This is a genomic window from Candidatus Accumulibacter sp. ACC012 (assembly GCF_907163155.1).
Classification (GTDB): Bacteria; Pseudomonadota; Gammaproteobacteria; order Burkholderiales; family Rhodocyclaceae; genus Accumulibacter; species Accumulibacter delftensis.
Genome location: NZ_CAJQUC010000016.1, coordinates 136,692 through 161,119, shown reverse-complemented (window position 1 = coordinate 161,119; position 24,428 = coordinate 136,692). Strand labels below are relative to the sequence as shown.

The 24,428-nt window shown below is 61.0% G+C and carries 19 protein-coding genes; all 19 read right to left on the bottom strand.

The window, feature by feature from the left end:
• Positions 1-48 precede the first annotated feature (48 nt).
• Positions 49-1,875, bottom strand: a complete 1,827-nt coding sequence (locus tag QZ648_RS16535) for a thiamine pyrophosphate-binding protein (protein ID WP_291997711.1) — start codon at positions 1,873-1,875, stop codon at positions 49-51.
• A 13-nt stretch (positions 1,876-1,888) separates the two neighbouring features.
• Positions 1,889-3,187, bottom strand: coding sequence for a hypothetical protein (locus QZ648_RS16530; protein ID WP_291997710.1), 1,299 nt, complete (start codon positions 3,185-3,187; stop codon positions 1,889-1,891).
• 19 nt (positions 3,188-3,206) lie between these two features.
• Positions 3,207-4,460, bottom strand: coding sequence for a hypothetical protein (locus tag QZ648_RS16525; protein ID WP_291997709.1), 1,254 nt, complete (start codon positions 4,458-4,460; stop codon positions 3,207-3,209).
• Entirely contained in the window at positions 4,457-5,305 is an 849-nt protein-coding gene (locus QZ648_RS16520) for a methyltransferase domain-containing protein (RefSeq protein WP_291997708.1), read from the bottom strand. The genes QZ648_RS16525 and QZ648_RS16520 overlap by 4 nt, the downstream gene beginning before the upstream one ends.
• 4 nt (positions 5,306-5,309) lie before the next feature.
• Positions 5,310-6,119, bottom strand: coding sequence for an HAD family hydrolase (locus tag QZ648_RS16515; protein ID WP_291997707.1), 810 nt, complete (start codon positions 6,117-6,119; stop codon positions 5,310-5,312).
• 9 nt (positions 6,120-6,128) lie between these two features.
• Positions 6,129-7,073 (bottom strand): glycosyltransferase family A protein, encoded by a 945-nt coding sequence (locus tag QZ648_RS16510; RefSeq protein WP_291997706.1) that lies wholly within the window; start codon positions 7,071-7,073, stop codon positions 6,129-6,131.
• The gene (locus QZ648_RS16505; RefSeq protein WP_291997705.1) at positions 7,037-9,217 is read right to left on the bottom strand and encodes a methyltransferase domain-containing protein; all 2,181 of its coding nucleotides are present in this window, start codon (positions 9,215-9,217) and stop codon (positions 7,037-7,039) included. Before QZ648_RS16505 ends, QZ648_RS16510 begins: the two co-directional genes overlap by 37 nt.
• Complete coding sequence (locus QZ648_RS16500; protein ID WP_291997704.1) at positions 9,210-10,511, bottom strand: ABC transporter ATP-binding protein; 1,302 nt, start codon at positions 10,509-10,511, stop codon at positions 9,210-9,212. Before QZ648_RS16500 ends, QZ648_RS16505 begins: the two co-directional genes overlap by 8 nt.
• Positions 10,501-11,307 (bottom strand): ABC transporter permease, encoded by an 807-nt coding sequence (locus QZ648_RS16495; protein WP_291997703.1) that lies wholly within the window; start codon positions 11,305-11,307, stop codon positions 10,501-10,503. Before QZ648_RS16495 ends, QZ648_RS16500 begins: the two co-directional genes overlap by 11 nt.
• The gene (locus tag QZ648_RS16490) at positions 11,304-12,317 is read right to left on the bottom strand and encodes an NAD-dependent epimerase/dehydratase family protein (protein WP_291997702.1); all 1,014 of its coding nucleotides are present in this window, start codon (positions 12,315-12,317) and stop codon (positions 11,304-11,306) included. The genes QZ648_RS16495 and QZ648_RS16490 overlap by 4 nt, the downstream gene beginning before the upstream one ends.
• 62 nt (positions 12,318-12,379) lie before the next feature.
• A complete protein-coding gene (rfbH, locus tag QZ648_RS16485; RefSeq protein WP_291997701.1) occupies positions 12,380-13,693 on the bottom strand; it encodes a lipopolysaccharide biosynthesis protein RfbH in 1,314 nt (437 codons plus the stop codon).
• Positions 13,690-14,781: a CDP-glucose 4,6-dehydratase gene (gene rfbG / locus QZ648_RS16480; protein WP_291997700.1), complete on the bottom strand. Its 1,092-nt coding sequence runs from the start codon at positions 14,779-14,781 to the stop codon at positions 13,690-13,692. The genes rfbH and rfbG overlap by 4 nt, the downstream gene beginning before the upstream one ends.
• Positions 14,778-15,548 carry a glucose-1-phosphate cytidylyltransferase gene (rfbF, locus tag QZ648_RS16475; RefSeq protein ID WP_291997699.1) on the bottom strand — a complete coding sequence of 257 codons (771 nt, stop codon included), beginning with the start codon at positions 15,546-15,548 and terminating at the stop codon, positions 14,778-14,780. Before rfbF ends, rfbG begins: the two co-directional genes overlap by 4 nt.
• A 260-nt stretch (positions 15,549-15,808) precedes the next feature.
• Entirely contained in the window at positions 15,809-16,795 is a 987-nt protein-coding gene (locus QZ648_RS16470; protein WP_291997698.1) for an Rpn family recombination-promoting nuclease/putative transposase, read from the bottom strand.
• Positions 16,796-16,856: 61 nt separating this feature from the next.
• Entirely contained in the window at positions 16,857-19,397 is a 2,541-nt protein-coding gene (locus QZ648_RS16465; protein ID WP_291997697.1) for an SNF2-related protein, read from the bottom strand.
• 233 nt (positions 19,398-19,630) lie between these two features.
• Positions 19,631-20,383, bottom strand: coding sequence for an HAD hydrolase-like protein (locus QZ648_RS16460; RefSeq protein WP_291997696.1), 753 nt, complete (start codon positions 20,381-20,383; stop codon positions 19,631-19,633).
• A gap of 108 nt (positions 20,384-20,491) precedes the next feature.
• Complete coding sequence (locus QZ648_RS16455) at positions 20,492-21,256, bottom strand: DUF4143 domain-containing protein (protein WP_291997695.1); 765 nt, start codon at positions 21,254-21,256, stop codon at positions 20,492-20,494.
• 76 nt (positions 21,257-21,332) lie between these two features.
• Positions 21,333-21,848, bottom strand: coding sequence for an AAA family ATPase (locus QZ648_RS16450; protein WP_291997694.1), 516 nt, complete (start codon positions 21,846-21,848; stop codon positions 21,333-21,335).
• A gap of 79 nt (positions 21,849-21,927) precedes the next feature.
• Positions 21,928-24,249: a Tex family protein gene (locus QZ648_RS16445; RefSeq protein ID WP_291997693.1), complete on the bottom strand. Its 2,322-nt coding sequence runs from the start codon at positions 24,247-24,249 to the stop codon at positions 21,928-21,930.
• Positions 24,250-24,428: the final 179 nt, after the last annotated feature.

Here is a 24,428-nt window from a genome sequence, read left to right as displayed (position 1 = left end):
CTGCCGGAACTTCGACGTACAGCAGACTGCCAACAGTAGTCGACGATTTCAGGCAGGCGGGTCGGCATCGTTCGGCGGCCACAGGTTGCGCGCGAGTTCCTCTCTGTCGAGGAAGGGGTACATGTCCTCCAATGGCGCCGAGACGATGCGGCCGTCGTCGAGCTGGCGCGAACTCGTGCGGGGTTCGAATGACTGCTTCTCGTCAAGCATCACCTGACACAGCTGCGGACCAGGGGCGTCGAGAATGTCCTGAAGGCGTTCGGCGAAGTCGGCAGCATCGAGGCGCGACGCCGGAATGCCGAAGGCCTTGGCAATGGCGACGAAATCGGGCAGCGCTACGCCGGACTCGGGACCGGCGCCAGCCAGGCGGCCGAAGAAGTTGCTTTGCGAGCTGCGGATCGACAGGTAGCCGCAGTTGTCGAGCACGAAGATCTTCAGTGGCAGCCGGTGCTGGGCAGCGGTCTGCAACTCCTGAATGTTCATCATGATGCTGCCGTCTCCGGCCAGGCAAACGACGCGCCGCTGCTGATTACGGCCAGCGAGCGCACCGAAATACGCACCAATCGCAGCAGGCAGGTCGTAGCCCATCGACGCACTGCCCGAGTTCGAAAACATGCGCATGCCGCGCTTGATCGCTGCCGCCTGAAAGGGAACGATGGTCGCCGTGGCGTTGCCGCAGGCGACGATGTCGTCGCTTGCTAGTTGCTCGAAGAGTGTTTCGATGAAGTGGTAGGGGTTGATCGTAGCGCCGGCCGTTACGCGCTGTTCGGGGCGCACGTTCGGATAGTCGAGCAGGCGCTGTTTGCACCACGCCAGCCAGGCCTGGTGAGTCGCGGTTGGACGCCAGTCGTCCAAGGTCTTCGCGAACGCCGTGAGAAAGTGTTTGAGATCGGCAACAATTGGCAGATCGGGCTTCACGGTGGGCTTGTTCAGCTCGGCCTGGTCGATATCGACCTGAATCTTGAATGCCTGCGGCGCGAAGGCCTGCCAGTTGTAACTGACCTGCCGGACGTTGAGCCGACTCCCGAGAATCAGCAATAGATCCGCGTTCTGGACGGTGAAGTTGCCGGCGCGCGTACCTATCGTTCCGGGCCGACCACAGAACAGCGGGTCGTCCGAAGCGATCAAGTCGTGCGTCCAGGCGGTGGTGACCGGAATTCCGAGGCGCCGAATTACGGCATCGAACTCGGCAGTGGCGTGGGCCGCGCGCACACCACTGCCGGCGAGAATCACCGGTCGGTTGGCGCTGCGCAGGCGCTCGACAATGCGCTCGATGTCCGGGATGGATGTCGTGTCGCCGGTTGCGCACGCAGGCTCGAAGCGGCGAAGTTGCCGTGGGTCGACGGTCGCGCTTTGCACGTCGATGGGGATGTCCAGCCACACCGGCCCCGGCCGGCCAGAAGTCGTCAGGAGCAGCGCCTGATCGAGATGCCAGGCGATGTCCTCGGGTCGTTCCACGAGCGCCGCATACTTGGTAATGCCGCGGACCATGGGAACGATCCCGCACTCCTGGTCGCCCAGTTGCCGCAGCCCGGCAAGCGGCGTTGTCGCCAGGCAGGTGGCCCGTTTGACCTGGCCAGAAATGACGATCATCGGCACCGAATCGGTCCAGGCGCCGAAAACGCCGTTCAGGGCATTGATACCGCCCGGCCCGGTGGTGACGTTCAGGATCGGCGGCTGCCCGGCGATGCGGGCGTAGGCCTCGGCAGCCATGGCTGCGGCCTGCTCGTGATGGAAGAACACAGGCGCGATGTCGGGGTGATGACATAGGGCGTCGTTGAGGAACATCGCACCGCCGCCGGTGACCAGGAAGACGTGGCGATGGCCATGTTCGGCGAATCGGTTGGCGAGGTAACTTGCGACAGTGGTGGTCATTGAGGGATCTTCTTTATTTCGATCGGGTAGAGAGCAGGCCCGCGAAACGACGCATCAGGTTGACCAGCAGGCACCGCATTTGTGGCGGCAAGGACGCAAGCACCGCTTCCATGCCTAGAAAGAGCCACGCGAAACCCTTGCCGCCGGTTGCGCAGACATATCCCGATCGCCATGGTGACGCCAAGCCCGCCAACCATTGGCGGGGGGCTGTGAAAGGCCGGTAGGGACCAGGTGCGATCAAGGGAGCGCTCCATCCACCAGCGTGCCCTTCAGTGTGAACCAGGCTTTTTCCTACGACAATGGCGGCGGCACTGGGAAAGAATGCCAGTTTGAAGAGCGAATTCTGCGCTCCGCGCCGAAGTTCGTTATCGCTCTGACAATTCCATGAGGTGTCTCTCGCAAGTTCTTCGATGCGATCGAGAATGCCGGTACGTATGTCATTTGCGGATGCATCAGACGCGATTTCTGCGCGACGGATGTGATCCGCGGCGAGCAATGGAACGACCCGACCGTCCATTTCGCAGTAACTCAGGGTCGTTCCCTCATGGGCACGGCAAATTGCCTCGAGCAAGTGTGCTACGTGCCAGGCAGCGCCTTCGCGCAAATACCGACCACGGCGCTGGTCGGAAATGAGACCCAAAGCGGTCGGCGGCAACGTGTCCGGCGAACTGCCTTCAGACCACAGGCCGAAATAGAAGCCCGGCAGAATGCCGGGAACTACCTTCGACAGGTTGCTCTGGATACTGCCGCGCCATCCTATATCGACCAGTCCTGTTGATGACCCCGCGTCGATGCCCTGCTGAGAGAGATAGGTTAAAAGGAGCTTTTTTTGCTCCGCGATCATGGTCGCGACTTCTGCTTGAAATCCTTCGTCCGCAAACAGACCCGACAGCATGGATGACGAAGATATTCCGGTGTCCATGGCAAGTTTGTGCTTTTCAAGCTGATCGATCAGGCCGTTGCCGCCCAGCCCATGAAACTCCAACAGTTTGCCAACCGTAAGCGGCCCAGCGCGTACAGCCGAGGCGGCTTTGAACGCGGCGGCATCCATCGTGTCAAGGGCGGCCGGTGCTGTCGCTTGCCGGGACAGATAGATGTATACAAGATCAAGGGCGGGTTGTGCCGGTAAGCCATGCAGAAGCCTCTGGGTGGCTTTCCACAACAGTTCGCCATCGCGCGCGACGAAGGCAAGACGGTGGAGCTTTCTGCGCCCCGCCTCACGGATCAGTAGCAGGGCGAATGAGGCTATGACAGGACCTAGCGTGGCGTGCCCAAATTCGTAGTTGCTGGTTGGTTCGGAAGGATTCGCCATCTGGGACTTATGGAAAGCGCTATCGCCGAACTGCCGCCAATGGCAAACGAGCGACGTCTGCTGCAAGTCGGAGACACCAGCGTACGACATTGAGCAGGCCGCCGATGATCGGAAAGGCAAGGCGTGTCTGCCCTTCCTGCCACAGCGCATCTCGCACCAAGAATACTTTTTTGGCAGTTGTTGTCTTCGGCGTCACAGCCACCATTGCTGGAATTTCCCCTTGTCGACCAAAATCGGGGCAACGGCTACCGACTGTCATGGCGTGCACATCTTTTTCCGCGGGCAGGTAGATCAGTCGCTGCAGCCGCTTTGTCGCAAGCCTGAAGTCGCGGTTGATTTCCGTCGCCGGCTGGGGTTCGACATGCGCGTCAAAAAAATCGCAGATGCCCTCGTAGTATGGGTTGCCGGGCGTTTCGACCACGCTCTTCAACGACCTTGCCTCGATGTTGCACAGTGTCTGTCCCTCGTGGCCTCGGAAGTAGTATGCAACACTTGGTAACGGTGGCTCCATAGGCATCTCACAGATATGCCAATAGCGCAGAAAGGCTGTTGCCGGAACGAAAAGCGATGGATGGTCGCGGCCAAACACCAGGCCAAATGCGTCCAGATGATGCCGGGCGAATTCGCCCGTATAGTTGGCCTTGCCGAAATAGACTCCGGTCCAGTCAAGTTCGGAGTTCGCGGCCGCAAGCATGGCCTGAGTGCATCCGTAAAGCCCAGTATCACAAAGCAGGATACGACTATTAGTGCCTGCCAGTTCGAGCACGTAGTCGCGAAGCAGATCGCCCTGTTCTTCCAGGTGCTGCCTTAGCCACCGGCCGTATTCGCTGTCTGAATTCACCAGAGCATCAAAGGTTTCCGTGGAAACAGGCGCACCCATCAACTTATCCGAAACCTCGCCGGGCATCAATTGGATCGGCGGTTTCGTGCCGGATGGAATGAGCGCACCGGCAAGTGTGCCAATGGTTTGGGCTCGAAATATTCGCACCACTTGTTCCCGGACAACTTCCGGAGCGCTGCAGTAGCATCCCTTTGCGGCCGCCAGACGAGAAATCATGAACGGATGACAACGGACCGGGGAAGAAACCCTTTGTATTGCCAGAAACCGGTCATACAGAGCAAGCAGGCGCAGGCCACCCCGTGCGGCAAACAGAGCAACGGTGGACGCCTTGTCGGTTCCCATCTGGAATAACCACAGGCGGTGGCAGTAAGCATAGAAGATCGGCCCTAGAACTTCCGTAGCGAACTGGCGGCGCGTGAGATCTTCGCTCATCTGCTGAAGCGGCTGACCAAACGCCTTAGCCGTCGCAGCGGGTTGAAGCCCCCGAAGTCGTCGTGGAACTCTGCCCCATAGGCATGTGTTTGCTGCGGAGTCTCTGCCTTGCCTTCTTGCCAGGCGGCGACCTGCGCGGCGCGCAACGTAGCATCGTGGGGGTAGCGGGACGCGGCAATACGTTTCGGGCGCGCGACGGCCCAGAGGAACATGTCGGGATGGACTGTTGACAGCGGCCAGGCGACCTCCTGGCGGGCGAAAGCCAGGCCGCTTTCGTGGACAAAATCCTCTCTGACAAAAACGAGCATATTCTGTCTATACCACCAGCAGACATCATCGTTGTTCCACAAACGCGGACGCAGGAAATCAAGTGGTTCGAAACCAAAACTGCGGAACAGGGTAGCCCAGTATTCAGGCCAGTTTTCGTTGATATGGGCGGTGCCTCCTTGGTAAGGGATCGCAGCCGAAAACAAAACAACAGTTGACAATCGTGCAAGATCTCCAACGAAGGAACGCGCTCGGCCGGCAGGCAGGTGTTCCGCGACCTCAAGGGAGATGGCGAGGTCGTATTCGCGTTCTGCAGCAATACCTTCGGCCAGATTTGCCGGGCAAAAGCGATCGTGGGGAATCATGAGAGATTCGGTTGGCACGTGGCTGCCATCAAGTCCGCGGACGTCGTCAATCCCCAACTCCGTGCAGACCTTTAGCCAGGGACCGACACCGCATCCCACGTCTACCACCGATTTGGGGCGATAGTGCGTGAACAATAACGGAAGCACTATTCTGGCCGATCGCAGGCTTTCTGTTTGCTGCGCCGAGTAGAAGTCTTGAGTGTAGTCGGTCATGAATTCAGAGCCCCTTGAAGTGAACATGTTTGATGTAAAGGGCGCGATTCCACAGGCCGTTATAGAGTCGCCATGATATAGCTCTTGGCAGCCAAACTGCCCCAATGCCTTTGCGGCGCGGCGCAATGAAATCCGAACGAAAGTTGTCGCCCACATGAACAATCGCTGGAAATGACGTGCCTTCACGTTCCGCGACCAAGCTGAATAGATGTCCGCTGGCCTTGCTGACGCCATATTCGGCGCTGACATACACAGTCTCGCAAAAATCATCGAGGCCGTGGTGGCGCAGGAGGTGACGCAAGGAGAGGACATCCAGGTACATGTCGCTGACCACGGCTATGCGCAGGCCGTTTTGCAGGAGTTGGCGACACAGGTTGACGAGCGGAAGGTTGGGCCGGAGGCTTTTGGCTTCAAGTTCCAGTTCGTGGTTCAGAAAATCGTTTCGCAGGTCAGGGTGAAGAGCCAATGACGCCACCTGCATTTTCAGCACATCCTCGATTTTTGCCTCGCGAGTGGAGTTAACCGCCGCCGCCGCCTGATAGGCCAGTCTGCAGCACTGCAGCCTTGCCTCGAGGATTGCGGTTGAAGAGACGTTCTGGTCGCGACAATCGCTCAGGCCCGCCAGGCGATCGGCCAATCTCTTGAAGCGCGCGGTTTCTGGCCGAACGCCTCTCAACAGCAGGGTGTCGAACAGGTCAACAGTGAGCATTCGGCAGGCAGGCTGGGATGCCAGTCGTCGAAGCGCTGAAAGTCCGCCGCTGCCGGAACCAATTGCGTAATGTAGAAACTGCGACTCGGCAAGCCGGGTGAACATGGGCCGGAATCACATTCGCCGGAGCAGACGGTCAAGGCCGAATCGGGATCCCAGTCGCACCAGTCGCTGTATCGAGTTGTCGAGGCGGCGCAGTGCAAGGTGTTGCCGCCCTGTCGCAACCAGCCAGCCGAGCCCTGGCTTGCCTAGGGCCAGGTCTCGGCGAAGCAATCGATTGCGAACGACTGCGTCGTACTCGATATGGCGATTCTGGGCGGCATACAGGCTGTTGCCGTATTGGCTCTGCGCGTCCGACAGGTTGCGCCGATGGTGATAGTTGGCGAGAGCCTCGGGAACCACCCCGATGTCGGAATGTTCCAGAAAGCGCAGGTTGAATTCCCAGTCTCCCAGGACGGGCAGATCTTCGGCGTACAAGCCGACCTTTTCGATGACGGATCGGCGATACAGGAACGAGATCGGCGGGAACGTGTTTTCCTGAGCCATTTCGTGCAGGTAGATGCTCAGCAGGTCAGGATTGAACGGGCTGCGCGTCAGAATCTTGATGCCGTCCGGCAAAACCTCTTCCTCGATCTTGGTCGACTGGGTGACGACGCCGGCGTAGCGCGGGAACTCGCGAAGAAAGCCGACGCAGGTTTCCAGATACCCCCGCTCCCAACTGTCGTCATCATCATGGATCACGACGAACTCGCTGTCTGAGGCGCGAATTCCGGCGTTGCTGGCGGCTTCCATGCCACAGCTTTGTTGATGGTGGATGACGTTGACGAACAATCCCGTTTGCCGCGCCTGTTGGGCGATCGACTCGACGGGACCCGGTGCTCCGCCATCATTCACAAGCGTCCAGGCCACGTCAGAAAAAGTCTGCTTGGAAACGGATTCAAGAGCCCGCTCCAGCATTCGGGGGCGGTTCTTGGTTCTGGTGATGATCGCTACAACTGGCATGGTGGCTCCAGACCTCTGCATTAATGTGGACGGCTGGCCCTGATCAGCCGCTGCCATGCGCGTTGGAGCGCGAGTTTTGCTTGGTAGGCTAGTCTCCTGATGCTGAGATGCTGCTCAAGATAACGGACATATTGTTCCTGTTCTGCCAAGACCCTCGCTTGTTCGTTTACCACAGACTGCAAGTTAATTACCGGCAGCCGTTGGAGCGTCGTCAAGTCGGCCGGATGTGCAAGTGCGCGGAGGCTATTTACACAGTTTGTCGCCGCGGCCGCGACTTCGGTGAGCTCAAAGTAGGGGAAATCGAAAGGGCAGTGCTTGCTACCCAACCAAGCAGTTTTTCCACCTGACATCATGGCAAAGAACGCGTCGACGCCTCGATTGAAGTATCGATGCGCATCATCGGTTTCGCCTTGGGCTAGCAATAGTCTGCCGGCGTTATAGGCAGCGCTCACGGTCTTGGTGGCCAGGGTGTGCGAAAAGTACAGGTAGTCATAATCAGCGCAGCGCCGGAACCAATAGGTGGCGTCGTCTAGAGCGCCGATCCTGCGTGAGAGTAACGCGGCTGCATAGGCATTGGAAATTTGCCAGCGGCGGTAGTGAGGAATCGCGATGTTTGAGTTGCATATGGCTTCGATTCCGCGAACGATGTCGCGGGTGTTCTCGACAGTCAAGGTCGGGTCGTCCAGTGCCTGATAGGCCAGAACGCAGATTGCAGCAGCATGGTCCGAAGTGCCAGAATCGTAGTGATCGCGGACGCGCCGCGCCAGATCTGCCAGCAGGGTTTTGTCCCGAAGCCGCCACGGCAACGAAACCAGCGCATGGACGAGATGCGGATTGACGTAGTCGCGGGCAAACTCGATCAGATTGGCGGGCGCCTGTGCATCCGGATACATGGTGTCCCGGTAGGGAACGTCCTCTCCCGCAACAGGATCACGCATGGCAACAGCCAACAGCCACTCACTGTCACGCAGCGGGTGCCCTTGTCCAGGGAACGTAAAGAACTCCCTGTGGTGATCAGGAAGACGCATTCCGCCTCCGGCGGTTTCTCCGCAGCCCTGTTCGACGAGGAAGCAACGCTCCAACTGCTGATGTAATCGGGTCCAGTCATACACGTGAAGGTGCCAGGGGCTCGGATCTTTGCCGCTTTCGTCAGCCCAGTGGTTGGGTACGCTGATGAGCAGCCTGCCACCGGGCTTGAGGATCCGCGCCGCCTCTGCAAGCAATGCGTCAGGATCCGGCACATGTTCAAGCGTCTCGAAACTGACGAACAGATCGATCGATGCGTCGTCGATAAAGGAAAGCCGGCAGGCGTCTGAGAGATAGAAATCGATGCGCGAGGAGTAGTTGCCAAAGTTTTGCTTGGCGTAATCGACGGCATATTCGGAAACATCGACGCCAATAATTCGTCCCGCAGGGGTGAGGCTGGCCAAGAGATGTGAGCCATAGCCGAGGCCGCAGGCGGCATCGACCACCACATCTCCCGGTCTGACGAACCCGGAGGCGAATTGATAGCGATGCACGTGAGCGTCTGAGCGGCGTCCGGTCTCGCGGAACATATCCATGTGCAGATCACGCTCAAGCTGCAAGGCATTCAAGGGGTAGGCAGTCAATGCCTTGTCCAGAATCTTCTCCAGCGGAATCGTTACTGTATAGCCATCGTATTCCAAGGCTTCAAAAGGGTTGATCCGGTAATACCCCGGGTGTTTGCGGAAGCCGGCTTGGAACGCCATCTGCTCCCACCAGGCCCGCTTCTCGATCGTCAGGTGCCAGCGACCGTCCCTGTCGGGCCCGGTGGCCACGCGCAGGAACACCTGTCGACGACAAATTCGATGAATCTCGGCTAGAGCGGTCGCTACGTCGTTTGGGGCAAGATGCTCCAGACAGTCAGTGCTAATGACCGTATCGAAGCTACCGTCGGGGAATGGAAGGTTCAATATCGAGCCTGAAAAAAATCGGCCAGTGGCATATCGATTGCAGTGCGCGACAGCTGTCGGCGATACATCCACGCCCTGCGCATCAACGCCTTGGGCAAGTAGCTCTCTGACGAGCGCGCCCATGCCACAGCCGACATCAAGCATTCTGCCCGAGCCACAGAGCTCGACTATTTGGCGTGCAATCGGTTCAGGGTCATCAAAAGAGGATTCGCCAATTCGGTCCGGACGTTGCCAATACCCGTCATAGAGGCCGAGATAGTCAGTCATTGAAAACGGCTTTCCCACGCATGTCGCAGACTCCACCAAAGACATGTACGGCAGAATTCATCTCCACACGGAAGAATCCCGCCTCATCCTGCCAGTGCAGGATCTGCTGCGATCCGTATTGCTTCCCCAATTCTCGAGAAATCACTGCCTGCACCTCATAGCTTTCTGCTCCCAGGTTACCGTCGAGGCAGAGCGTGACAACAGTTTCATCACCAATGTTGAATTCCTTGTCCCAAAATACATCCCTCTCCTCAACTCCGGCCCAAACAGCAATGTCCTGATTGAACGTTCCCCAAGAGTAAATCTTTGTACCGGTGAGGGTTCTGATAACAACTGCAACATTCAAGTGGGTCAATGGCGTCTCGATCTGAGCAGAAATTTCGATGACGATCTGTTCGCCAGCCAGAAAGACCATGCGTGGCCTCCGGTCTGCCGCGAATATCCGAACCCGCTTGATCGTGGCTCCGCCCATGCCGAAGGACGACTCCGGCTTGCCTTGGCGCAGTTGGGCGCGCTGCATAGCGTCGGCATCTGCTCCTCCCCAATAGTGTGCTTCTTCCTCGAAAAGCAGTTTTCGGTAACTGCGGGTAACTTCCTTGGTTTTTCCCCAGGCAACGACGCGTCCATGATCCAGCAGCAAGGCCTTTTCCGTGAGGTTCCGGACAAGTTCGTGATCATGAGAAACCAGCAGCAGCGTCAAGCCCGACTCACGCAGGCGCATAATCTTGGCATGGCATCGTTTCTGAAAAAGTGCGTCGCCGACCGCCAAGGCTTCGTCCACAATCAGAATCTCGGGATCAATGCTGACCGCAACCGCGAAGGCCAAACGGACAAACATACCGCTTGAATATGTCTTTGCCGGTTGCGTCATGTACTCGCCAATGTCTGCGAACGCTGCAATGTCATCCAAGCGGGCTTCCATTTCTTCGCGAGTTAGCCCGATGATCGCGCCTTGCAGGAACACGTTCTCGCGCCCCGTAAACTCAGGGTGAAAGCCGGAACCGAGTTCGAGCAGTGCAGATACCCGGCCTGAAACGTCGATCTTGCCGGATGTTGGTTTGCAGACGCCACAGATCAATTGCAACAGGGTGCTTTTCCCAGAACCATTTCTGCCAACTATTCCGACACTATCACCTTTCTGAATTTCAAGGCTCACATCGTGCAGCGCGTGGAATTCCTTGTGCCGTCCGATGCGGCCGCTGCTGGCACGGGCCAGCAGCGCATGTAGTGGATGATCGTAGGCGCGATAGGTCTTGCTGACCCCGGATACTGAAATCACGGTGTCAGAGCACATCGGCAAACTCCTCGCGGCATCGAGCAAAAAAAGTGTATCCAAGCAGTAGGCAGGTGATGCCGATTCCCAACATGCCGAACCATGTTATCCAAACTGGTGATTCCCCAGTCAGAAGCGTCCGCCGCATATCTTCCATTGCGACAGCCAATGGATTGATTCGATTGATGGCCTGCAATATCCCCGGAGCGGCATTGCTCGGGTAAAAAACTGGCAGCATGAACATCAGCAACTGCACAAGGATGGGGATGCCATGGGCCACGTCGCGGACGTAGGCTCCGGCTGCGGTGAGGAACCATGCGATGCCAAGCGTCATCAGCCATGCCGGAACAAGAACGAGAGGTATGAGCAGCGCCGTGCTGTGATGATGACCCGCCAGCAGTGCACCCAGTACCAGTAGAACGATATGCGCGACGCCATGTACGCTTGCCGCCACCAGCGCAACAAGGGGCAGGATTTCTGTTGGGAAAACAACCTTCTTGACGAAGTTCTGGTTAGCCAGGAGTAGCTTTGGGGCGTTGGTGACAACCTCGGAAAATGGCGCGTAGAGGACGAGGCCGCAATAAATGAACAAAGCCATTTCAAATCCGCTTTTGCCACCGCCGCCGCCGCTCCAGCGGCCGCCAAAAATGCCGCCAAAGACCAGAGTGAAGGCAAAAAGGAGCAGCAGCGGATAGAGGAATGACCAGCCTATCCCCAATATGGAGCCTCGATACTTGAGCAGCACTTCGCGGCGCACCAGTTGGCCGACAAGGTAGCGGTGGGCAAGCAGCGAATTGATGAGCTTGAGCCTGGTCATTCTGCTCGGGTGCCCGGATCGTCGGTTCGGTGTTGCGCCATTATTGTGGTCAGTGCCGACCAGGTTCTCTTCACTGCCTGATCAAAGGAAATCCAAACGTCGAGGCCAAGCCCGAGCTTCGCGTGGGAGATATCCGGTACATATGTATCCGCGCTGAATGTGCCGGGTGATTCACGAACCTCGATGCTGCACGCGGTTGCAGAGCAGCATGCGATTCGTTTTGCCATTTGAAGCGTCGAAACCGCCTCGTCGCTGCCGACATTATAGGCTCGCCCAGCTTCACCGTGCAGCAGGAGCGTGAGCAACCAGATGACCATGTCCGCGGCATGCAAATAGCTGCGTATGGCCGATCCGTCGCCCTGGATTACGATGGGACCACCCACCATCGCATCGCGCAGGAAATTGCCGACCGCAAAACGCGCGTCGAGCGGCAGATGCGGCCCGATGAAGGAGAAGCACCGGGCGATCACAGTATCGACCTCGGGTGCCAGCGCACACATCTGCTCAACCAGTCGCTTGCCCTCACCGTAGGCGGAGGCCGGGCTCATGGGGTTGGGTGCGCCGCAGTAGCTTTCGGGGATGCGCTTGAGTTCTGCCGGCTGCCGGCCATAGACGGCGCCGGAACTGCTGACCAGCATACGGCGGCTGCCGGTTTGGCGCGCGTAGTCGAGCACGTGTGCGATGCTGGACAGCTTGTTTTTCAGCATTTCGACGGGATCGGTCTGGCCGAGGTGAGCGCTGGTGGCTGTAGCCAGATGAAGCACGTAGTCGTGATGGGCTTTCGGGAAGCTGAAGATCGCCGGGTGTCCGTGTATCCAGTGGAACTCGGTGCGGCTCGCCAAGTGCGGCATGCGGGCGAGAAAGCGCTGCGGGTCGCGGCTCAGCACCGTGGCGCCAACGCTGACTTTCAGCGCGTCATTGGCGGCGGCGATGCTTTCAAGCATCCATTTGCCGAAGAATCCTGTGCCGCCCGTAATGAAGATGCGCGATCCCGCCAGTTCGCGCCACAAATGTGCCGTGTGGGCGAGGATGTGCTCGAGGTCGGCGGCCGGCAGGGGTAGGCTGGGCGGGTTCAGGAACCGACTCCGAGAAACTTGCCGATCTTGTCAGCAGCGTAATCAAGCATCCCGGTGCTGAGTCCCGGCCATACGCCAATCCAGAAAGTGTCGTTCATCACCCGGTCGGTGTTCGTCAGCGACCCGGCAACGCGGAAATTTCGCCCGCTCATGTACGGCTGGCGCGTCACGTTACCAGCAAAGAGCAGGCGCGTCCCGATGCGCTGTTCGTCCAGGTACCTGAGCAGGTCGACGCGGTCGCAGGCGGCTTCCGGCTTGAGCGTCAGTGGAAAACCGAACCACGAGGGAGCGCTGCCCGGCGTTGCTTCCGGCAGGAGCAAAAAATCGGCAAGAGGCGCCAGGCGCTGCGTCAGCCAGGCGAAGTTCCTTTTCCGTGCGGCGATGAATCCGGGTAGACGGTCGAATTGCGCCAGCGCGCAGGCTGCCTGCACGTCGGTGATTTTCAGGTTGTAACCGAGCTGCGAGTAGGTGTACTTGTGGTCATAGCCGAAGGGCAGGTCGCCGTGCTGCTGCGCGAAGCGTTTGCCGCAGGTGTTGTCGCAGCCGGTTGCGCAATAGCAGTCGCGGCCCCAGTCGCGCAGCGATTCCAGAATGCGCTTCAGCTGCGCATTCTGCGTGAAGACTGCACCGCCTTCGCCCATGGTGATGTGGTGCGCGGGGTAGAAGCTGAGCGTGCCGATGTCGCCGAAACTGCCGACCGGGCGACCGTCGTAGGTCGAGCCGAGCGCGTCGCAGCAGTCTTCGATCAACCACAGCCCGTGCTTCCTGGCGATGCGACAGACTTCAGCGAGGTCAAAGGGGTTGCCCAGCGTGTGCGCGAGCATGATCGCTCGCGTGCGGCTGGAGATCGCTTTCTCAATCTGGGCCACGTCGATGTTGTAGGTCGGCAGGGTGACGTCGACGAAAACCGGCACACAGCCATTCTGGAGGATTGGATTGATGGTCGTCGGAAAGCCGGCGGCAACCGTGATTACTTCGTCACCGATCTTGATGGCGCGCTCGCCAAGGCTCGGCGAGCAGAGCGCACTGAATGCCAGCAGGTTCGCCGAGGAGCCCGAGTTGGTCGTCAGCACGTGCTCGACAGCAAGGAACTGCCCCAGCCGCTGCTCGAACCCGGTGTTGAAGCGGCCGCTGGTCAGCCAGCCGTCGAGCACGGCGTCGACCATGTTTCGAAGCTCGCCGGCGCCAATCACCTTGCCGGCCGCCGGTACGGCGCTGGCACCCGCCCGGAATGTGGTGCTGCGCTGCGTCTCGCGGGCGTGACGCTCGACGAGATCGAGGATCTGTTCTCTCAGCGGGTCGGCGTTCATGCCATACCTGCGCTGGAAGTGGCTCGGCAGTAGCTGTCGATCTGTTGTCTGGAAACGGCGGCCATATCTTCGCCGCGCAAATGCGCGCGGTGCCAGGCTACGGTCATCCGCAGGGCGGAACCGAGCGACCAGCGCGGCTGCCAGCGCAGCATCGAGATTGCTTTCGAAGCATCGAGTCGAAGCTGCTGCGCTTCATGCGGATGCGGGTTGTGGTCGCGCTTCCAGGTAGTACCGTCGCCCCAGAGGCTAACCAGCGCATCGAGTAGCTGTTCGACACTGGGCGCGTTTTCGTTGGCCGGGCCGAAGTTCCATGCGTCGGCGAAGCTTGCGCCCTGTTGGACCAGTTGCTCGGCGAGCATCAGGTAGCCGGCCAGGGGTTCGAGAACGTGCTGCCACGGGCGAATCGCCGCGGGATGGCGTACCTGTAGCGGCTGCTTGTCGACAAAAGCGCGAATGGCATCGGGAATCAAACGGTTCGCCGACCAGTCACCACCACCGATGGCGTTGCCGGTGCGGGCGGTGGCTATCGCCGTGCCGTGCCTGGCGTGATCGACGGGGTTGAAGAAGGAGGAACGATAGGCGGCGGCGACCAGTTCGGCACAGCCCTTGCTGCTGCTATAGGGATCGGCGCCGCCAAGTGAATCGCTCTCGCGGTAGGCCTGTCCCGACTCTCGGTTCTCATAGCATTTGTCGCTGGTGACGACGACGACGGCACGCACGCCCTGGCTCTGGCGCACGGCCTCGAGAACATGGACGGTGCCCATCACATTGGTGCTGTAGGTCTCAACGGGGTGGGAATACGCGGGCAGTATCTCGGCCTGCGCCGCGAGATGGAAGACCACTTCCGGCTGGTGCGTGGAAAAGGCTGCGCGCAGCTGGTCCGGGTCCCTGATGTCGGCGAGAATCGACTCCATCTTCTGGCCGACGCGGGCGATCTCGAACAGGTTCGGCTGAGTGGCCGGCGGTAGCGCATAGCCAGTGACTTCGGCACCCATCGTCTGCAGCCACAGGCACAGCCAGCCACCCTTGAAGCCGGTATGTCCGGTGACCAGGACGCGCCTGTCTTTCCAGAACGCGGGCTCAATCACCAGTTTTTCCAAGGGGCCGTGCCGGAGGCCCAGAGATTTTCAAGGTGGTTCTTCTCGCGCAGGGTGTCCATGCCCTGCCAGAAGCCGTCGTGTCGCCACGCGGCAAGTTGGCCGGTCTGAGCCAAACGTTCGACCGGAGCCGCTTCCCAAATGCAGGCATCGCCGTCGATCAGGTCGAATACGCTGGGGTTGAGAACGAAAAAGCCGCCGTTTATCCAGCCGCCGTCGCCGCGCGGCTTCTCGCAAAAGGCGACGACACGCTCATCCGCCAGCTCAAGGGCACCAAAACGCCCAGGCGGGGTGACCGCGGTGACCGTGGCGCTCACCTGACGCTGGCGATGGAAGGCAATCGCTGCACTGACGTCGATGTTCCCGACGCCATCGCCGTAGGTGAAACAGAACGCTTCGTCCTTGTCGAGATGCGCACGCACACGGCGCAACCGGCCGCCGGTTTGCGTTGCCTCTCCGGTGTCGATCAGCGTTACTCGCCATGGCTCTGTGTGACGCTCGTGCACTTGCATCTGGTTGCTCGCCATGTCGAAGGTCACGTCCGAAGTATGCAGGAAGTAGTTGGCGAAGTACTCCTTGATCATGTAGCCCTTGTAGCCCAGGCAGATGACGAAGTCGTTGATGCCATGGCCGGCATAGATCTTCATGATGTGCCAGAGGATCGGCTTGCCGCCGATTTCAAGCATCGGTTTTGGTCTTATGATCGTCTCTTCGGCTAGGCGCGTGCCCGTTCCGCCGGCAAGGATGACGGCTTTCATGCGCCGTCGTCGTTTTTGGGAAGGGCCTCAGAAGCGCCACAAGGTCCGCGTGGCGGCCTGCGTCGTGCGCAACCGGACTGGTTGCTGACGTTGTCGATGAACGCGGGCAGCGCGCGTCCTGCGGCGAGGATTGGCGTCGACGGACAGGGGCGCCGGCTGTCCGGTAAGGTGCGGTCAAGGTCGAGAATCATGGTGGCAACTCTTCTGTTCATCTTGTCTGCCGCTGAGTCCGCATGCGGACGCCACGTGCCCGAGGCTAATCAGTTCGCTGTTGGGGCGAACACGGAGGCCATATCCGGCGCGGTAAGGGCTGCATCGAACCAGGCTTCGACCTGTGCGAGGTCGGCCGCTGCTATTCTCTCGCCAATGGCCATCGGGATCGTGCCAAAGCGCTGGGAAAGAAGGCGTTGCAGAGCGCGAGCCTCGCCTTCGAGTTTGCCAATCTGCAGGCCTTTTTGCTCGCCCAGTCGCATGCCTTCCGCTATCGCCTTGGCTTTCCATTGATCAATATTCGTTTCCAGCATTTCGGTTCCTTTGAGCATGTCATCGAGTCCCGGCAGTGGCAGTCCGGGCATCTTGCGACTGAGACGGTACTGCATCCACTGCATCACCGCGCGATCTATGGTCTGCTTGAATGGCGATTGGGCGACGGCCTGGCCAAGATAGCGGATTGCCCGTTTCGCATCTTCCGTGTCGTGAGTGTGCTCCATCCGGAATATCGCCGCCATTACTCGTTGCAAGCCTTCGAGGTACTCGGCACTGAAGCGCCCCTCATCGAGCAACCAGAATTTCAGTTTTGGCTGAAATTCAGTCAGCACCGCCGGGTGCGGCTGGATCAGGTCGAAGATCTCGGGGCTGTGCTTCCAGCGCGTGTCGCCGTTGTAGATCACGATCGGCAGGACTGGCGGCAGGCCGTCTGCCGGATCGACGGTCTTGCTGCGCACCAGATGGTCGTAGAGCGCTGCGACGTACTGCATCATCCGCACCGGCATGCCCTTGTCAATCGAGGCCTGAAATTCGAGCAGCAGATAGAGGTAGATGCGTTGGCCTTTTAGTTCGATCGACCAGACCACGTCGTCTTCGCGCTTTTTCATCGCCGGCGTGATGAAGCTGCCGGTTTCCGGACGCAGCGTGCCGTAGTCCAGCAGTTCGCTTAGGCCGGGAGGGGCAAACACCTCGAGCAGCTCGCGCACAAGGTCGGCGTGCGAGAACAGGTATTTGTAGCCCGCGTCGTGAAGGTGAACCATGGCGCCGATTGTAGTTCTTCGACAGGGGGTGAGCAAAGCGAACGGACAGCGGCCGGTGCTCCTATTTGGGCTTGCCAAACAGCGCCAGCAGTCCTTCGGCGAGGCTGTTCACGGTCTGCGGGTCCGGTACCGGCAGTCTGAGATAGCGCTGGCCGGTCGCCGGGTCGGTGTGCACCAGGGTTGACTGACGCTCGCCTTGCGACGCTGCTGCCAGTTCCCCGAGCAACTGGGCGCCGGCTGCCAGCAGCGGCGCCCAGGGATCGGCGCCGTCCGGTGCTGCCGTTTCGCCGGTGGCTGGAGCTGCTTGCGCAGTGGTGTCGGGCGAGGTGCCGGGACGCTCATCACCCACTCCGGTGTCTGGCTGTGTCGCGGCGGCTCTCATCGCCTCGGTCGCGCGCTCGTCGGCATCGGCGTCTGCCGCCTCGCCGGTAGCGTCCAGCGGCGGCGTGTCCAGGCCGGCGTCTTCGCTGGCGGCCTGGCCTTCGACGGCGCTGGTGGCTTTTTCGACCGCTTCCATGAATTTCGACAGCCGCGTCCCTTGCAGGACGACTTCGCTTTCGCCGCCGTCGAGCACGCCGGCAAACAGTGACTGCTTGAAGGCCAGTACCGAGAGCATGCCTTCCTCGATCGTGCCGCGGGCGACGAAGTTGATGACCTGCACGCCGCGCGTCTGGCCGAGGCGATGCACGCGGCCGATGCGTTGTTCGAGCACCGCCGGATTCCACGGCAGATCCATGTTCACGATCACCGCCGCGGCGTGTTGCAGGTTGAGGCCGACGCCGCCGGCGTCGGTACTGAGAAAGACGCGGCAGTCGGGGTCGTTGTTGAAGCGGTCGATCAGCGCGCCGCGCTTGTCGCTGGGGACGCCGCCGTGGAACAGCACGTGTTGCCAACCGCGCTCGCTGAGGCGGCGGACGATCAACTCGTGTGTGCGCAGCCACTGGCTGAAGACGACGACCTTGGCTTGCGCGTCGTCGAGGATGTCGTCGAGCAACGCGGCCAGTTCGTCGGCCTTGTAGCCATGGTCTGTTTCGTGGTCGATCAGGAAAGTGCTGTTACACGACATGCGCATGTTCTGCAGCGCGCAGCGCATGCGCAGCTGATCTTTCTCGGAGAGAAAGCCGGTGTGGCGCCAGCGGTGCACGATGCGCGCCACCTGCGCACGGTTTTCCTCGTGATGGTCGGCCTGCTGCGGGGTCATCGGTACGAACAGGGTGTTGTCCACGCGCTCGGGCAGTTGTTCGAGCACTGCCGCCTTGCGCCGCCGCAACATGATCGGGGCCAGGGTCTCGCCAATCTGCTGCAGCTTGCGGTAGCCGATGACGCGGCCGCGCTCGTCGCGCTCCTGGTGTTCGTCGAGCAGGCGCCAGGTCGGGCCGAGGCGATGCTGATCGACGAACTGGACGATCGAGATCAGCTCTTCGAGGCGGTTTTCCAGCGGCGTGCCGGTGAGTACCAGGGCGTAGGGGCTGTCGACGCGCTTCAGCGCGCGCGCGGCGATGGTGTTCCAGTTTTTGATGCGCTGCGCTTCGTCGACGATCACCAGGTCCGGTGCCCAGGCCTGGATCAGGTCGAGGTCGCGGCCCAGGGTTTCGTAGTTGGTGATCTTGCAGAAATCGTCTTGCGCGTAGCGCTCCTGGCGGACCGCACGCAGACCGCCGATGACCGTCGCCTGACGTTCGCTGAAGCGCGCGATCTCGCGTTCCCACTGATGCTTGAGCGAAGTCGGGCAGACCACCAGTACGCGTTCGGCGGCGAAGTGGCGAGCGAAAATTTCCATCGCCGCGATCGCCTGTACGGTTTTGCCGAGGCCCATTTCGTCGCCAATCAGGGCGCGCCCGGCGCGCGCGGCGAATAGCGCGCCTTCGCGCTGGTAGGGATACATGCCAACCTTGAGCAGCTGCTGCAGCGCGGGGGTGTCGGCGCCGAGCGGATAGATCAGGGCGAGTGCCTTGCGACGCGCTTCGCCATCGCGGACTTCGGCGACGTAGGCTAGGGCGTCGTCCTGGCAGCGCAGGTCGTGCCCCGTGTTGCGTACCTGGTCGATGAAGTCGGGGAGGTCGGCAAAGCGCTGCGGCGTCAGTTGCCAGCCGCTGCTGGTGTCGAAGAGGGTGTTTGCCTGCGCCTGCAGCTCGGCGGGGAAGTCGCTGCCGAGACGCAGGCGGACGCGTCGCTGGCCGGTGTAGTCGAGAAACAGCTCGCTGAACGATTCGCGAAAGCCTTGTTCGAGTGCGTGCTTGTCTGCTGCATTGGCGGTGAGGCGGGCAAGGGTGAATTCGATGTGCTTGCAGGTGCCGAGATCGTTGGTCGCGAAATCGGGGCAGGAGCAGCGGTTGTCGCCAGGCTGCGCGCCGCGGATGACGACCCGGTAGCGGCGCCGGCTTTCGGGGTTGAAGACGGCGAAATCGGAAAACACGGGATCGTCGCCCAGATTCTCGAAAGCGAAGGCCTGCTCGCGACCGAACTGGCGGCGCAGCCCCCTTTGCCAGGCGTCGGTCGGCAGGTCCGCCGGTTTGCGCTGGCGCGAGAGGCGCGGTTCGCTGGTGCCGCGGGAGGTCGTCTTGCGGCCTTTGGGCTTGCTCTGTCCGGGGGGTTTGGTCATGGTGTCAGCGCGCGTCGCGTGCTCCGTGGTGGGGTGGTGCCGACGATTATAGTGTCTCGCTGCAGCGTTCCGGGTGCGGGCGAAGGCGTGGATCCTCGTAGCTTCCCTTCCTCACCGTGAACGTCGCGTGCGCGACTCACGAAGCTCCCTTCTCACCTTGCGGGAGAAGGGGTGGGGAAGGGGGAAACGGTCATGACTTTCATGATTTGGGGTGTCTTCACGAGTCATGACCGTTAGCGCAGGAAAGCGCAGAGTTCCTGCGGCGTACTGAAGTAAAGCCTGCCTGCGTTCGGGAACTCGCCGTAGCCCCAGCTCACGGCCGCAAAACGCAGGCCGTTGGCGCGGGCCGCGGCTTCGTCCTCCGGCGTGTCGCCGACATAGATGCAGTTCTGGGCGTCCAGCGCCTGCTCGGCGAGGAGGCGGGCGAGCATGGTGCTCTTGTCGGGCAGTCGCGGCGTCTCGCGATCGAGCGCGTACACCTCGGCGAAGAACGGCTCCCACTGCAGGTGCTGCAAAATCAGGCGCGTCGGTGCAAGGCGCTTGTTGGTGGCCAGGAAGCAGCGCGTGCCGCTTGCCGTCAGCGCTGTGAGCAGCTCAGGGATGTCGGCGAAGACTTCGCTGGCACGGTAGCCAGTGCTGTCGTAGTGCGCCTTGAAGTGCTCGGCGAGCGATTCGAGGAGGGCCTCGTCGTCGCTACCGCTGAGCTCGCGCAAGGTCTCGGCAAGCGGCGGACCGATGCGCACAGCGGAGAGCGCGATCCGCGGTGCGATGCCTTTTTCCGCCAGGGCCTTGCCGAAAGCGTCCAGGATGGCGGCGCGCGAGTCGATCAGCGTGCCGTCGAGGTCGAAAATGATGGCCTGGAACATGGTGCGATCCGATGTGGGTGTGCGTGGGTCAATGAGCGCCATGAGCGGTTTGCTGGCGGCACAGGGGCGGTCGATGGTGTTGCCTTCATGGACTTCGTGGAAGCTATGGAATTCATACAATCCGACGATCCGATCGGCGAATTGTATGCACTTGGTGGCTGGCTGGACGAGCCGACAAGGAAGGCAGGATCGTCGCGGGGTTCGTGGATTGGCAGCAATCGCACTCTCCTAGCCGAGTGCGGCATTGATTCTGCCCGCCGGGACTGCTGTGATTCCCTCGCTCAAGGGCCAGGGAGTACCTTCACCATGGCAGATCACATAGAGCTGTTCGAGTTCGAGGACCTCGCGTGCCGAGCGCATGGCGGCGGTGACTTTCGGGAATGCGCTGAGCTTGATTTCAAAGCCCACGCGTTTGCCGTCCTTGACAATCAGCAAGTCCAACTCGGCTCCGGTATGCACGCCCGAGAAGAAAGCTTCGTCCCTTCGTGCTCCACTGCGGCGGATGATTTCGCGCACCATCAGGCCTGCCCACGATGCGCCACACTTCGGGTGGGCACGCAGGCTTTCTGCATCGCCAATGCCGAGCAGGCGGTGCAGGATGCCGGAGTCAGAAAGGTAGACCTTGGGCGCCTTTACTTCCCGTTTGCCGAGATTGGTGTGCCAGGGTAGGAGGCGGTACGTCATGTAGGTGCCTTCCAGGATGTCGAGATAGCGGCCGACGGTCTTGTCGCTCACCCCCAGAGAACGAGCAAGTTCGCTGCTGTTCCACGATTGACCGTGGTAGTGCGCGAGCATGGTCCAGAATCGTCGCACGCTTAGCGCGGGCAAATTGATTCCGAGTTGCGGCAGGTCACGTTCCAGACAGGTGCGGATGAAAGCGTCTCGCCAGGTGCGACTCGCGGCGAGATCCCTGGCCAGTAAGGCACGTGGAAAACCGCCACGCAGCCAGCGCGTATCGAGCCAGTTCGGGGTGAGCTCCGGCAGACTATGCACTGATCTAAGGCGACTTCTGTCAAAGAAGATACCATCTTGCTTGTCTTTTCGCCCGTCTTCTGTGTTGCGACAACAGTTACATAGTTCGACCATGCGCCTGTTGTCGCGCCTTGAAGCCGACCGAAAATCCGGCGCAATCTGGTACGTTCTTTTCCGGCAATCGCCTAAGTTCATCCAGCCCAAAGCCGTCGAGTTCCTGAAACGCGACGCGACCGGCCAGTGTCTCTGCTGTGCGTTGCAGCAGTTCCGGCGCGGCACTCCCGAGGATCAGGAAGCGGGCCGGGGTAGCGGTGCGGTCTGCCAGGACACGCAGCAGTGGGAAGAGGTCTGGCCGCATCTGGATCTCGTCCAGAATCACCAGCCCGGTCAGCGGGCGAAGCACGAAGGCGGGGTCGGCGAGTCGTGCCTGATCGTCGGGGTCTTCGCAGTCGAAGAGCCTGACGGGCCCTTGCCAGGTCGCCGCAAGCTGTCGTGCACGCGTCGTCTTGCCCACTTGGCGAGGCCCCAGGAGGGCCAGCACCGGAAACTGCGACAGGCCTTGCGTGAGGTGATCGAGATGAGCCAAGCGTGGGATCACGCTCGAATTTACCATGAAATTTCGGAGTGCGAGTCCGAGATTTCATGGTGTTCATGTTTGGCGAGAGTGGATGGCGCCGCTTGTCGTTGCGCGTTCAGCGCTTCAGTCGGGCAAACGCGCTGGCCATCGCGCCGCTTGCTTGGGGCTGGCGTTGCCGAGCCTTCGCGGAGACTGGCGCCGGCGCCGCGGGTGAGCCTGTGCTCCCCTTCGCGGTGCTCGGCAGCTCATCGGCAAGGCGCATGCTGAGCGCGATGCGCTGGCGCGGCAGGTCGACCTCGAGCACCTTGACCTTGACCACGTCGCCGGCCTTGACGACGCTGCGCGGATCCTTGACAAACTGGTTGGCGATCGCCGAGATATGCACCAGGCCATCCTGATGGACGCCGATGTCCACGAAGGCGCCGAAGTTGGCGACGTTGGTGACCACGCCTTCGAGGATCATCCCCGGCTGCAGGTCCTTGACCGTCTCGACGCCTTCCCTGAAAGCGGCGGTCTTGAACTCCGGGCGCGGGTCGCGGCCGGGTTTTTCGAGTTCCTTGAGAATGTCGCGGACGGTCGGCAGGCCGAATTTCTCGTCGGTGTATTTCTCCGGAGCCAGCGCCTTGAGCAGGCGGCTGTCGCCGATGCACTCGCGGATTCCCTTTTTGATGTCGGCGAGCATGCGCTCGACGAGCGGATAGGCTTCCGGGTGTACCGCCGAACTGTCGAGTGGATTGTCGCTGTCGTTGATGCGCAGGAAGCCGGCGGCGAGCTCGAATGTTTTCTCGCCGAGGCGCGGCACTTCTCTGAGCGCTTGCCGGTTGGCGAAGGCGCCGTGCCGGTCGCGGTGGGCAACGATGTTCGCGGCCAGGGTCGCGCTCAGTCCGGAGACGCGCGTCAGTAGCGGTACCGAGGCGGTGTTGACGTCCACGCCGACGGCGTTGACGCAGTCTTCGACGACGGCGTTGAGCGCCTTCGCCAGGCGGGTCTGGCTGACGTCGTGCTGGTACTGGCCGACGCCTATCGACTTGGGGTCGATCTTGACCAGTTCGGCCAGCGGATCCTGCAGGCGACGGGCGATAGATACCGCGCCGCGCAGGCTGACGTCGACGTCCGGGAATTCACGCGAGGCGTATTCGGACGCCGAATAGACCGAGGCGCCGGCTTCGGAGACGACGATCTTGCGCAGGCGCAGATCGGGATGGCGGCTGATCAGCTCGCCGGCCAGGCGGTCGGTTTCGCGCGATGCCGTGCCGTTGCCGATGCTGATCAGGTCGACCTGGTGTTTGCCAGCCAGCAAGGCCAGTTGGTGCAGCGCCCCGTCCCAGTCGCGGCGCGGTTCGTGCGGGTAGATGGTGGTCGTGTCGAGGAGCTTGCCGGTGGCGTCCACGACGGCCACCTTGACGCCGGTGCGCAGACCGGGATCGAGGCCCATGGTGGCGTGCTTGCCGGCTGGCGCAGCGAGTAGCAGGTCGTGCAAATTGGCGCCAAAAACGCGGATCGCCTCGGCTTCGGCGCGCTCGCGCAGGGCGTTCATCAGTTCCAGTTCGAGGTGCAGGGAGACCTTGATCCGCCAGGTCCAGCGCACGGTGTCGGCGAGCCACTTGTCGGCCGGGCGGCCACGGTCGACGATGGCGAAGCGTCCGGCAATGCGTGCTTCGCAGGGGTTGCTGCCGCTGGCCTGGTCCTGCTCTTCGCTGTCGAGGACCAGCGCCAGTTGCAGCATTCCCTCGTTGCGGCCGCGCAACAGCGCCAGCGCGCGGTGCGAGGGGATGGCCAGGATCGCTTCCGAGTAGGCGAAATAGTCGCGGAATTTGGCGGCATCGTTCTCCTTGCCGGCGACCACGCTGGCGCGCAATACACCGTGCTCTTCAAGGTGACTGCGTAGATTGCCGAGTAGCGCGGCGTCTTCGGAGAAACGCTCCATGAGGATCTGGCGGGCGCCGTCGAGGACGCTCCTGACGTCGGCGAAGCCGGCTTCGGCGTTGAGGTAGCGCTCGGCTTCGCTTGCGGGGGACAGCATAGGGTCGGCAAACAAGGCATCGGCGAGCGCTTCGAGGCCTGCTTCGCGGGCGATCTGCGCCTTGCTGCGCCGCTTCGGCTTGTAGGGCAGATAGAGGTCTTCGAGGCGCTGCTTGGTTTCGGCAGTCCTGATTTCCGCGCTCAATTCGGCAGTCAGCTTGCCCTGTTCGTCGATCGACGCGAGGACGGCGTTGCGTCGCTCTTCCAGCTCGCGCAAATAGATCAGGCGCTCGTCGAGCAGGCGCAACTGGATGTCGTCGAGACCTCCGGTCACTTCCTTGCGGTAGCGGGCGATGAAGGGCACGGTTGCGCCTTCGTCGAGCAGCGCGGCGGTGGCCTGGACCTGCGCTGGGCGGCAGCCGATTTCTTCGGCAATTTTTTCGGCAATACGTTGTTCGGTGGTTGTTGATGGCATCGTTGATTTGTTGGCAGCGTGGCTGACGGAAAAGACGCGCACTATGCAGAATCAAGCGCCAGAACTCAAGGAGGGCGATGCTAACGGTCATGACAAACGAGACACCCCGGATGATGAAAGTCATGACCGTTCCCCCTCTTCCCCTGACCCTTCTCCCGCAAGGGGAGAAGGGAGCTTCG